General features: G+C 48.1%; 5 protein-coding genes. 1 reads left to right on the top strand and 4 read right to left on the bottom strand.

Going from position 1 to position 13,638, the window contains the following annotated elements; genetic code table 11:
* Positions 1-48 precede the first annotated feature (48 nt).
* Both yidC and KUA49_RS13085 read right to left on the bottom strand, forming a co-directional pair.
* Entirely contained in the window at positions 49-1,986 is a 1,938-nt protein-coding gene (gene yidC / locus KUA49_RS13090; protein ID WP_218411591.1) for a membrane protein insertase YidC, read from the bottom strand.
* Positions 1,987-2,107: 121 nt separating this feature from the next.
* Positions 2,108-3,712 carry a CTP synthase gene (locus tag KUA49_RS13085; protein WP_203049049.1) on the bottom strand — a complete coding sequence of 535 codons (1,605 nt, stop codon included), beginning with the start codon at positions 3,710-3,712 and terminating at the stop codon, positions 2,108-2,110.
* A gap of 137 nt (positions 3,713-3,849) precedes the next feature.
* Between KUA49_RS13085 and KUA49_RS13080 the strand changes: the two genes are divergently transcribed.
* Positions 3,850-5,154: a DUF3078 domain-containing protein gene (locus KUA49_RS13080; protein ID WP_218411592.1), complete on the top strand. Its 1,305-nt coding sequence runs from the start codon at positions 3,850-3,852 to the stop codon at positions 5,152-5,154.
* Positions 5,155-5,425: 271 nt separating this feature from the next.
* Here KUA49_RS13080 and KUA49_RS13075 read toward each other — a convergent pair whose 3' ends face one another.
* Complete coding sequence (locus KUA49_RS13075) at positions 5,426-6,568, bottom strand: porin (protein WP_218411593.1); 1,143 nt, start codon at positions 6,566-6,568, stop codon at positions 5,426-5,428.
* Between the two features lie 230 nt (positions 6,569-6,798).
* Positions 6,799-13,638 carry a CotH kinase family protein gene (locus tag KUA49_RS13070; protein WP_218411594.1) on the bottom strand — a complete coding sequence of 2,280 codons (6,840 nt, stop codon included), beginning with the start codon at positions 13,636-13,638 and terminating at the stop codon, positions 6,799-6,801.

Here is a 13,638-nt window from a genome sequence, read left to right as displayed (position 1 = left end):
CACCTTTTCTGGGTAATCCATTACGCTTTCATTTTTATCTAGAAAACTTTATTTTCCGAGATTATTCTTTTTCTCGTTCAGTTCAGCCTGCTTACGCATCATCTCTTCCTGCTGCTTGCGCTGCAACTCCTGGAGGGCCTGCATTCTGGCCATCAAGCCGCTTGCCTTCTTAGGATTGTTTTTGTTCTCCTGATAGCGCTTCTCCAGAATGGCGAGGAGCTTCTCGTCGTTGGTGGTCTTGCGCAAGGTCCACATGATTGCGGCACTGAAGAACAAGGAGATGAAATAGTAGAAGTTCAAACCTGCTGAGTAGTCGTTGAACATGAAGAAGAACATCAATGGCATGAGATACATCATCCACTGCATCATCTTCATCTGCTCTGCCTGCTGACCTACCATCTGATCACGCTGCTGGCGCATCGTCATCCATGAGTACAACAGGTTGGCTACGCAGAAGAGAATACAGGTCAAACTCAAGTGGTCGCCAATCAACCAGATGTTGGTGTGCCACTCGAAGATTGGGTCGAAGGTGCTCAAGTCGTTCATCCACAAGAACTTCTCACCACGAAGCTGGATGGCGTTAGGAACGAAGTTGAACATCGCAACCCAAACCGGCATCTGAATCAGCATTGGCAAACAGCCTGACAGTGGGCTTACACCATACTTAGCATACTCTGCCATCATCGCCTGCTGCTTCTGCATCTGATCCTCTGGCTTGTTGAACTGAGCGGTAGCTGCCTCGAGCTTTGGCTTCAACACACGCATCTTGGCAGAACTCATGTAGCTCTTCTTCACCATAGGGTAGGTGATGAGCTTCAGGAGCAAAGTGATGAGAATCAATACGATACCCATTGGGAATACATTGCTCAGCCAGTCGAACACGTAGAGTGTGAAGAAACGGTTGATCCAGCGGATGATAGGCCATCCCAGATAAACGAGCTTCTGGAACTCCAGATCCTTGCCGAAGGTGCTCTCCTTCTCTGTGTTCTTCAGAATCTGGAAGTCGTTAGGACCGAAGTAGAACTCAAACTCAGACGCCTTCTTGCCGGTTGGGTCGAAGGAAGTCTTCATCTTAGCCTGGAACTGCTTCAGGTAGCCAGTACCCTTTTCCTGAGGAATAGAAGTCATGAAGGCATCCTTGTCGAAGTTGTCCTTAGCCACCATGATGGCAGAGAAGAACTGGTTCTTGAAAGATACCCAGTCGATAGTCTCTTCAATCTTCTCGTCGATTTTCTCGCTGCCCTCGTTCAGATGGTCGGTGCCGCCCTCTGCCTCATGATAGGTGAGGGTGGTGTAGCGGTTCTCGAACATGAATCCACGCTCCTGTTGGCGCGCCTTGTCGCTCCAGTCGATGCTCATCTTGTTGCAGTTTGGCGAGAACAGACCAGACATTCCCTCAGCCTGCAGGCTCATGTGGAGCATGTAGCCCTTGCCCAGGGTGTAAGTCATGCTGAGGGTCTTGCCAGGGGCAGCCACAGCAGTCATGGTTACAGAGTTCTTGGTAACGTTGGATGGAGTGAAGTAGAGGTCGCTGGTGATGATGTTTGCTTCCTTTGCCTCGAGCATGAACTTGAGGCACTGGTCTTTGCCGTCGAAGAGCGTAACGTCCTTCTGGTCGGCAGAACCATCTTTCACCTGGAGGTTGTGACCCACATACCCCTTGATTACAGCTTTCTCTACAGTGCCACCCTTGGTGTTGAGAGTAAGCGCCACTTTCTCGTTTTCGAGCGTTACAGTCTTAGCCTGTCCCTTCAAAGCCGAGTAGAAGAGGGCGGTAGAATCTGCCTCGATTTTTGCTTTTGCATCAGCCTGGCGCTTATCAGCGGCAGCCTTGCTTGCTTTTTCCATCTCGGCATGCTTAGCCTTGGCGATGGAGTCCTGAACGAATGCCGTTCTCTGTTCTTCGGCTGATGGCTGGTTGTACCAGCTGAAACCTATCAGCACTACGGCAATCAGGAGGAAACCGAAAATGTTGTTTTTATTCATTCTTATTTTTATTGTTTTATTTTCTCTGAAGAGACAGCAAACTCTATGCCTTTCTGCTGTCTGAAGAGACAGCCATCCGCTTTTTCATGATGAATGCAGCAGAATCTTAGCTCTTTTCCTGCTATTTCTTGTTAGCGATGGCGGTCTTTACAAAGTCAACAAACAGTGGGTGTGGTTTCAAAACCGTGCTCTGGTATTCTGGGTGATACTGTGTTCCTATATACCACTTCAAGCCCGGAATCTCCACGATTTCTACCAGGTCGCTCTCTGGGTTGCGGCCCACGCACATCATGCCATGCTTCTCGTATTCCTTCAGGAATTCGTTGTTGAACTCATAGCGGTGGCGGTGGCGCTCCTGGATATGCTCCTTCTTATAGATGTTGAACACGCGACTGCCCTGCTTCAGCACGCACTCGTAGGCTCCGAGTCGCATGGTTCCACCCATGTTTGATATGTTCTTCTGCTCCTCCATGATGTCGATGACATTATGCGGAGTCTTCTCATCCATCTCGCGTGAGTTGGCATCCTTGTAGCCCAGCACGTTGCGGGCGAACTCGATCACCATCATCTGCATACCCAGGCAGATGCCGAAGGTAGGGATGTCGTGGGTGCGGGTGTAGTGGGCAGCGATGATCTTGCCCTCGATGCCTCGCTGGCCGAATCCAGGACAGATGACTACGCCATCCTGACCCTTCAGCTGCTCAGCCACGTTCTCTTCTGTGAGATATTCTGAGTTGATGAATGTAATCTTCACCTTGTGGTCGTTGTAGGTGCCGGCATGCGAGAGGCTCTCGCGGATACTCTTGTAGGCATCCTGCAGGTCGTATTTTCCTACGAGACCGATGTTTACCACCTCTGTAGCCTTGTTTCTGCGGTCGAGGAAAGTTCTCCAAGGACCCAGCGCAGGCTTCTCGCCGATAGGTTCGCCCATCTTGCGGAGAATGGCGGTGTCGAGGCCCTGGTTCTGCATGTTTACAGGCACCTCGTAGATGCTAGGAAGGTCTTCGCTCTGGATTACGCAGTCTAAATCTACGTTGCAGAAGCTAGCCACCTTCTTCAGGATTCCCTCTTCGAGATGCTTCTCGGTGCGGAGAATCAGAACATCTGGCTGAATACCTACGCTCTGCAGTTCCTTCACGGAGTGCTGGGTAGGCTTTGTCTTCAACTCGCCTGCTGCCTTGAGGTAAGGCACGTAGGTGAGGTGCACATTGACGGCGTTCTTGCCCAGTTCCCATTTCAGCTGTCGGATAGCTTCCATGTAAGGGGCACTCTCGATGTCGCCGATGGTTCCGCCAATCTCAGTAATCACGAAGTCATAGTGATACTTCTTGCCGAGCAGCTTCACGTTGCGCTTGATCTCGTCGGTGATGTGAGGCACCACCTGGATGGTTTTACCGAGATAATCGCCACGACGTTCCTTGTCAATCACTGCCTTGTAGATACGACCAGTGGTGAGAGAATTCGCTTTTGTAGTCTGAATGCCGGTGAATCGCTCGTAGTGTCCGAGGTCGAGGTCGGTCTCCATACCATCTACCGTTACATAGCACTCACCATGCTCATACGGGTTCAGTGTACCCGGGTCGATGTTGATGTATGGGTCAAACTTTTGGATAGTAATGTTGTAGCCTCTTGCTTGAAGAAGTTTACCGATGGATGATGAGATGATTCCCTTACCCAAAGAAGAAACCACACCACCGGTAACGAAGATGTACTTTGTTTCAGCCACGATATATATAATTTAAATTAGAATAATTTTGGGTGCAAAGTTACGATATTTTTGCGAAATACCAAAATTATTTGGGATAAAGCCCTTGGATTTATGAATTATTTATTACCTTTGTGCCCGAATAGATAAAATAAGGTATGAAAATAAGATTAGGACTACTCGTTTTGACGATTATTGCAGGGGCTGTTTCGGTAGAAGCACAACGCCTGCACAAGCGCACAGTGGTGAAAAAAGATACTGTGAAAGTGATGGAGCCAACCCTGGCAGAGAGTTATGCTGATTCTCTGTCGGCTCTGCGTGCCCGTATCGATTCCATCCAGCCCGTCAGGATGGATTCTGATGATTCCAGGTTTGCCAAGCTCTTTACTCCCCTCACGTTCTATCGCTCGCCTGCCAATCGATTCCTGCGATTGAAGCCTCAGGCTGGAGTGGGTGATTCGCTGGATGTGGAACTGGATGCTGCCTTGCTGGATATCTATCTGCGACGCCCAGATCTGGTGAAGGTGACCCAGCGCCATCTGGAAGAGGTGGGCGCACCTATCGTGGCTGACAACAGAAACAAGAAGCAGAAGCGCGACATCATTGAGGATGTGGCACCGAAGGCGATTGAACCGGATGCGGCACCGATGGACATCGTCATCTTCCGACCTAACTTCTGGACTTTCGCAGGCGATTACTATCTGCAGTTCCTCCAGAACTACGTGTCGGACAACTGGTACAAGGGTGGCGAGAGCAACTATTCGCTGCTGGGACGACTCACCATGCAGGCCAACTATAACAACAAGCAGAAGGTGAAGTGGGAGAACAAGCTGGAGATGAGATTGGGCTATCAGACTTCCAAAGGAGATTCCGTGCACAGCCTGAAGACTTCCGACGACTTGATCCGATACACCAGCAAGTTGGGACTCCAGGCTTCCCGCAAATGGTATTATACCATTCAGATGGTGGCGCAGACGCAGTTTGCCCATGGCTACAAGAGCAATGATAAGTTTGTTTATTCCGATTTCTTCTCGCCATTCAATCTGAACCTCTCTGTCGGTATGGATTATTCGGTGGATTGGCTCAACCACAGGTTGAAGGGTAGTGCCCATCTGGCTCCTCTGGCGCTCAACTGGAAGTATGTGGGCCGTGAGCGGCTTGCTACAAGATATGGTTTGAAGGAAGGTGAGCACGGGATGACCGATTACGGTTCGGAGTGTACCTTCGATTTGACCTGGCAGGTGATGGATAATTTGAAGTGGAAGACCCGTCTTTGGGGATATACTACTTATAAGCGCGCTGAGATAGAGTGGGAGAACACGCTCACCTTCCAGTTCAACCGCTATATTTCATCGAATATCTTCCTCTATCCTCGTTTCGACGATGGTGCGAAGCGTAAGGATGGCGACAGTTATTGGCAGTTTAAGGAATTCATGTCTATCGGATTCTCTTACTCTTTCTAGAAAAATTCGCCCCGCACGCCCTGTGACGGTTTGCCCCATACGCCCTGAAAGGGCAGAAGCTCCCAGCCCAGGGCAACACCCTGGGTTAAAAGCCGCAATCAACAATGCCGCCCTGTAAGGGCAAAAGCTTTAAAAATATAAGAAAGCTTTTGCCCTTACAGGGCGGTATTGTATATGTCCATAATACCCAGGGTGTTACCCTGGGCTAAGAGCTTCTGCCCTTTCAGGGCGTATGGGATGTGGCTTATGACACACCCTCTTGCTGTATCTGTTAGAAGCGGAAGCAGAACTCAGCATCAGCCATGGAGTAATTGTGCTTGGCCAGCGTCTTGTCGTTGACCAGCGCATACTCGGTGAGGATGGTGATTCGCTTGCCGATGTGGAAGTTCAAGCCTGCCTCATACTGGGTCTTCTGCATGTTATTCTTGCCGTTAGGCTGATACATGTCGTAACGTGCCTTGATGTCGATTCGGCTGTTCTTCGGCAGCTGTGCCAATGGGGCAATGACCAGGCCATATACACCCTGTGCCTTGTCACCGATTTTTGCATTCAGATTGCAGTCCTTGGCGTTGGCATCGTTGAAGTTGGTGATGCTCTTGGCAAAAGCCTTGCCGGTAGAGTGGATATACTCAGAACGTACGGTCCAGCCATCTTTCTTGTATTCGAAAGAGAAGGCGTAGCGATTCTGATTGAGCTTGCGGACACCTGAGCGAGTCTGGATGTCGGCTGTATAGCTTGCATCATGCTCGTCGGTCCAAGTTCCCTTTCTGGCATAAGAACCGGTCCATCCGAAGGCACCGATACGCATGCCGCTTACTGGCATTACCCATACGCCACCAATCACATTCTTCTGCTGGTCAACGTCCTTGGTATTGGTTCCCTGTCCGTTGAATACACCAATCTGATAGTGCAGCAGGTTTCTGCCGCTGGCATTCTTGAGAAAATCACCCTGAAGCTGCAAACCGATGTCACGACCATTGGATGCGTGCTCGCCGGCACGGTCGCTGAAACCAGCCAACTTGCTCACGTTCTGGGAATAACCCATGAAGCCCTGGTCGATAGGGTGCATCGGATTCTCAAAGGTGAATGGGTTCTTAAACTGACCCACCTTTACCTTGAAGTACTCGTACTTCTGCCATTCGGCAAACAGATCCACCATTCTTGGGCTTGAACCCAGGTTGGAGGTGTTGCCGTTAAACTGAATCTGAGTCTTCCAGTAGAAGTCGTCTGCAATGCGACCCTCCAAGGCGATACGGCCCATTCGGATGTTGAACGAGTTGGATTCAGCGTTCTTCTGTCCGCTGTACTGATATTGGGTCATTCCATACCCCGACAGTTTTACGTTGCTCAACCACGAAGGCAATTCGATGGTCTGCTTTTTTTGTGCACTGGCTGAGACCGTGGTCAAAGCCATGAGCGCCAGGATGATATATAATCCGCAAAACGAAATGTTCGCGCATTTTCAAACGAAGCGCATCATTTTCAAAAACGAAACGCAACTTTTCAAAGTTATCCCCATACCCCAAAAATCTCAAAAAAATCGACCGGCTTCGCCGGAATTTTATACATTTGAAGGCAGTTAGAACACCATCCTAACTGCCTTCTTTCGTTTTGTCGCTTCGCTCCACGCTTTGACGCTTTCGCTTACGCCACCTCGCTAATCGCCTTAAACGCACTGACGCTTTGCGCCCAGACGATTTGACCGCGGAAGGCCAGACGCGAGCCGACACTCGCACTCGCATACGAGGCATCGTTATTCGCATACGCAATTACGACACCGCCATTCGCATGCGCGTTGTAGCACCCACGATAAACCACACGGCTTGCAGCTGTGCTTATCCAATACACATCACTATAATATGTACTTGATGAACCGCTCACATTACCCACTGGTACCACATCCATGTATTTGCCATGATATACGGCTGTTACCCAGTTTCCGCTGTTAGTAGTACCCTTGACCATTCTTGTGCTTCCATCTGGCATCCATATACGCCACTTGCCAACATTACCACTGTCATTTGGCAAGTCAACATTATCCATCATGTCGTACTTGTTGCCAAATATGTCTTCATAACCCAGGCAGCAAGTATTATTCACTTGTTTGACATCTATAGAGCCATATTCGCCATTTACCTTGTACCAAGCATATTGGTTCACCAAGTCATCAATGAGTGAATTTGTAACATTCTCGTTGATGGCCTTTGCTGCCTTGTAACCGATGGTGTCTGTCATACCGTATGCCATTGTTCCGCCTGTTGTTCGCATGTTTGTGTGCTGACCAGCACCGCATTGATCTTGGGCATCTCTACGACCATACTTTGCAAAAAATAGGTTGGCAATGTCGCTGTGCATACTTGCGTCTATCTGTTGCATACCTCTTTGAACGCTGTAATAGTGGAAATCGCCCCACGTCATATTTGACGTAGTACTACCACCTGTCACAACAGCACGAAGTTTGTCACCTACAACTGAGCTGCCTACAGTTGCGCACAAATATTCATCCTCATTGACCCAATCAGGTTCCATGTCTTCAATCTTATCGCTATTACTCAATACCACCTTGTCGAACTCAGCAGTCAGCAATATGGTGAAGTTGAGATATGTCGCTCCAGAAGGAATGTCGGAAATCAAATACATTCCAGCCTCAAACTTGTTGCTGAGCGTTGGCACAACAATAGTCTTAACCACCTTCCCCGAATCATTGGTGAATATACTACCCACAAGGTTGGTACCAGGAACGGAAGGGAAACGAACACGCTTGTACCCCGATACTGGCACACGACAAACAGCATAGCTACTATCGGCTGTATATGAGTTTTGCAAGGTGTCCTTGCCACTCATTACCTTATATCCTTTTCTGTAGTTGTTACTGCTTTGTATCTCGCCAAGCAAAATGACCTTTGCTTTTGGCACTGATGGCATGGCAAGATTGCTGCTATAACAGCTGTAGTGCTTGTTGTTCAGGTAATCATTGACTCCCTTTATCCATCGGTGTGGCTCGTACATCATAATATCACCTTCTGAGCCATTCAACTTAGCTGCTGTGCAATTTACCACGGCTTCCGCATCCGCATAATAGTTGGAATTTTCATCATGCAACGGATAGATGGTGACAACGCCGTCAAGGTTGTTTGCTGTCGTATCAATGCCTGCAATTTTGACAGAACGTGTCGTTGGCTTTTTTGTTACCTTGGCAAGGACACGATGGCGTTTCTTCAAAAGTGCTGTAATGTGACCGCTTGGAACATAGTCATTGCCGTACTTGTAGCCAGTCTTATTGTCAAGGTTGGACACGTTGGCATCATCTGCCACGCTGTCATCAAACTCTATCATGGTGTACTCAGGTTGAATGATATTCAGCTCAGGGAAATGTTCCTGCCACTTCCTGTATTCCTCATCGGCAATGTATGTGGTGAGGCGATATGTACCGACCAATCGGCATGAATCAACATTGCCACCGTTCTCATCCACGCCACCCATTGAAAGCATATTTTTCAGCAAGGTTCCGTCACCTTCCATGTCTATGCCTGTGACACGTAGATATTTCACGTTGCTGCATCTGTTGTAAAGCGTCTGCCAATTTATCAATGGACAATTATCCACCACAAGGCGTGTGACATTTGACGTGCCTTCGAGTGTGAGGCTGCTGTTTGTGAGCTTGCCAAGATAGCGAAGTTCCAAGGTTTGCAGCGTTGAAGGTAATACTACGGTCTTCAATGGTGAACCTTGTGCGAAGCTTACGCCTGTCAAGGCACTCTTGCCAGCACGGAATGTTTCCAACTTGGTGTTTGCGCTCAGGTCAATACCTGTAAAACTTGAAGACTTCAATCCAGTCATATTGAGTGAGCGAAGGTTCCTGCATCCGTTTACAAGCAATGCGTTGAGCGTTGTCTGAGTGGCAGAGCAACTGACATCAAGTGTGCGAAGTGCCGAACAGTTGTTGAGATTGAGCGTCTGCAATATGGCATGGCTGACATCCGTGAGGTCAAGCCCCAAGATACGACTTGCGCCATAGACATATTGAGGATCATTCACAATCAAGTCCGTGTCAAGTGTAAGTTGAACTGTGCTGCCAGTATTCTCTGCCAGTATTGCGCTCTGGTGTGGTGTGCCACTCGTATAGCCGTATCCGAAATAATAACGTTCGCTGGATGTTATCTTTATCTTTCGGTTGTCGCTTCCGAACTTGTAGCCAAAGTAAGCTGCAAAGCTGTCCTTTCTGTATGTACCACACACATATTTACTATCCAACAGCGCAAAGCGGTTTTGGATGGTGAAAGTACGGTGTGCGTATCGGCTTCCCTGCAAGGCATAGAGGTAATCATAATAGTTGGTACCATCTGCTGTTGTCACGCCTTCCGTCAAAGGAGTGATATACTTGTATATGCCATCCTTATTGTATATGCGTTCACACCAGTTGCCCATCTGCTCCACATTGAACACGTTCAGCACATATTCGAGGCTCATGTTTGAGCGAATCTTGTCAGCCACTTCTCTCAGTTTGTCGGGGCATCCCCTCACAAGCTCCCAAAGTACGCTGTCATGTCCAGCGAAGGCATAGGAGCCAATGCTTTCATCCATTGTTTCCCATGTAATCGTATAGTCATATTTCAGGACGGAATCGTTGCGCTCACCAAAGATGGTGTCCATGTCGTATGGAATGAACTGCCAATGTATGCCGTCCCATGTCACAAGCATCATATTCTTGGCACGGTTATCCACTGCCATGAAATAGTCTGTTATTATATACCAGGCAAACGGGCTGTCGTTGTCGAAGTAATCTTGGTATTCCGCATAAAACTTGGTTGGATTCCCCTTGCATGACAGAATCCAAGACCAAAGACGTTTTACCGCTGCCTTGTCATCCTCGTTAGCGGTCGCCCAGGTATCATCTGCCTTAAATCGGAACTCCAAAGCATTGGCGAACGTTCCCATATCAGCCGTACCGAAAAGACAAAGTGCCTCAGAGTTATTCAGAAACTCCAGACAGATACATTTGTTTCGCTGTCCGCCCAAAGTAGCCTCATCGTTGAATCCCTCGATCCCCTCAAAGCCATAGATGGCCGCACTTCCACTTTTCTCATTGTTGAAGTTATATTTGCCAAGATAGATGTTTTCACCAGTATTGTCATTATCATAGAACAAATCTATTGGGAAACCATCCACACCGATACGGACATCATAGTTGCCAGTATATGCCTTTTGCGGTGGTGTGAGCCATCCGCAACGCTTCCAGATGTCATTGACGATTCTCACAGCTCCAGTGTTGTGGGTTGAAGAGGAATCCGAGAAATCTGCCTTCAAGCAGAAAATATTGATCGGACGTGCGCCTGGCTTGAATGAGTACATACAATCTGGAACTTCCGCGCCATTGACATACAGTTTTGTACCATACTTGCTGGAACGACCGAAATATAAGCGGTAGTTCTTTCTTGGGTATGTGGTTGAGGAAGTTCCTTGTATGCGCAATCCGCACTGATAGATGATGAAGTCGTACTCCTTGCCATAGGCAGAATAAAAGTAAATGTCAACAGGAACCTCAAACTTCTTGTTGTTTGTCTGATTGACCAAATTTACATCACCCACGATGCGCATCACGCTCTTGCCCTTGGCTCTAAGTTTGTCCATATCGACATCAGTACCCTCATCATTCATCACCTGATTGTTCTCGAACAACACCACCATTTCATCCGTTGTCGGACGGTCAACCATATAGTTGGCAAGTTCCTCATCATCGCCAAGCGCACGGTTATAGACACGGATGTTTCTCAGTTCAACGTCTGCGCTGTCGCTTCCTACCTTTATGTTGACAGGTGACGATTGCAAAAGGCTGTCTGTGTTGGCGTACTGCTTTGCACCACAAAGGATGCCGTTCACATAGAGTTCCATCAAACGGTTGCCTAACTTCTCTTGCACCACAAAGGCTATTTTTAGATTCAACCCACTCGCAAAAAGTGTATTGACCTCCGAACCTGCCCCAGTTCTCATTATTGCCTCTTGCGTTGTCAGCTTAAAACCGACATTGCCATTCATACAATCAATGACAACACCGTTTCTGTCTGTCACATTAGAGCACATCAGTTCCATTTCATAAGTGGCTCCATTGGTCGTGGCATCGCTCTTGAATGGGGCATAACCAATTTCGATGTTTGCGCCGTTGGTCAACTTTAATGCGTCCCCCGTCCATCCGTTACTTTTCCAGTCGAACCCTTTGAACGTGGTTTTGATGCCGTTATAACTCCATTCAGACGGTGTGCTTTCGCTGTTGCTACGACCAGAGGCTGTGAGCTTCAACTGCAAGCCTGATGTTGTCTCGGTTATGTCAATGCCACTTTCCTTCACGTCAATGTAAAACTTGTATTCTGTGACACCACATTTGAACTTCATTGGCACAGTTCCCTTTTCGAGGAATCGGTTTGTATATATTTGTGTGGTTCTTGGCACGTTCACGTTCTGTGTCTTGATGTCGTTGCGATAAACGCTCACGTCCGCTGGTGTCGTTGAAGGATCGTAGGCGACAAACTCAAACTTCACTTGCTCATATTGCCCTATCTCCAATGATGGTGTCAAGTGATTCGTTGTAAAAATACTACCGTCCGAGTGTGTCATCATTGTTCCAATAAATGGTGTGTTGCTTCCAGTTTTCAGAATGTCAATGTAGATACTGTCACTCTTTAAGGTAAGGTCTGCACTTGCCTCCATTTCCGCTACCATCTGTATGGTATGTCTTCCAACGCTGTATGCGGTCATGGACAATGAGAAACTGCTGTTGGTTGTTCCGCTGCGTGTTATGGTGTGGGCATTCTGTTGCTTGCCGTCCACATAGAGTGTTACAACCTTAGTACCCGAACCGCTTACGGCGTATGGGATGCTGATAGTTTCGTTCGTGCCATAGCCACCTTTGGCTATCGCCTCCGCAAGATTGAAGCTGCTTGTGAGCGTAAGAGTAACAACCTTTACACTCACATAGCTCTGTTTGGTCTGTTTCTTTCCTGTTGTAGGGTCAGTGGTGGACGCTTTCACATAGATGTCCGTAGTGCCGACCTGCAAATATTTGGAAAGGTCAAGCGTATAGCTACCCTTGCTCACATCCTCGATGGTGTCATGGTACATGGTGATAGAGCCGCGTTTCATTTCTATCTCAATGGTAGCTTTCTGACCAGTGGATGTGCCTTTTTCGTCACCGCTGCTATATTGGTGGTCGTAGGTGTATGTAAGTTGTGCATTGCCACCTTCCTTGATGACCAGATTGTCAACAGATGAACCCAAAACAATCTTTGTGGTGGAAGAATCTCCACCACCGCCACCTTTACCTGCAGGAATGTCCAAGCCTACAACTTCCGCACCACTCTTGTTGGTTAAGGTAAGATGTACCGTGCTTTCATCCTCACTAAGTTCCGCATTGCCACCAAAGATGGTGTTAGCCTCCACCTCATTGAACTTTGCCGTTACCGCTGAGTTCTGCACAGGGTTTGTGCTGTTTGCGTCAAGGCTTTCATCAATCTCAGTTTCCTTGATGGCCACATTCACATTGCCAGTGGAATCAGGTGTTTGCTTCGTGCCATTTACCGTTATACTCTTGACAGTCCCTGCACCGCCGAAATCTTCCCAACTTGAAATTGATTCCCAGCTTGAAAGATTCGTGCCAATGAATTGCTTGGTCTCCCACTTGCCTTGTGATACCTCATAAGTTATGCAACGTCCCTTGGTACGCTGCTTTTCCTCCACTGCTTTGATGGCAGTGGCAAGCGTATAGTAACCGTTTTCAAGCGGAACTTGCTCAGTCACATTGTACGTGTTACCGCCACCGCTGCCACTGATTTCAACAAGGTCATTTTCTTCATCGCTCCAAACATAGAGAACATCACCACAAAGATAAACCTTGTTTTTCTGTATGCTTGAAACATCCTCACCACGGTACAATTCCGCATTGGGAACACCTTCAACAGCCCAGTTGCCGTAATACTTGCCACCCACATAATAGGCAAATTGCTTTTGGCTCTGCACATAGACGATTACACCGCCCTTGGCAATGGATGATTGAAGTTGTATTGTGGCAGATTCCACCATATAGGAAAAACGTGCCGTTGCACCATTGAAAGCAGCCTTGGCTACATTCTCGTATTTAGCCACAACCTCAGATGCAGCAGCCACAGCATTATTAGCTTCTTCCGCTGCATCAGAAGCTGCTGACGCGGCTGCATTGGCTGCACTTGCAGCAGAATTTGCGACCTGTGTGATAGAATACACGGTTTGCGCTGCTTCCGTTGCTCGATTTGCTGCACTTACTGCATTTGCCACAGCATCCTCCGCTGGTTTGGTCAGCAGCTTTATTGGCGCACTCACTACTTCCTCACCTCGTAAGGCTGGAAGGCTCATGATACCGTCCAAGGTATCTACTTGCTCCAGTTCATCTACACCTTGCGATTCAGCTTTCATCGCATTGAGTAGTTCTTGCTTCTCTTCGTTTGTCAATGCCAT

The organism is Segatella copri, from assembly GCF_019249655.2.
Taxonomy (GTDB): Bacteria; Bacteroidota; Bacteroidia; order Bacteroidales; family Bacteroidaceae; genus Prevotella.
Note: the sequence above shows the minus strand (reverse complement) of the source record. Positions and strands in the feature narration are given on the sequence as shown.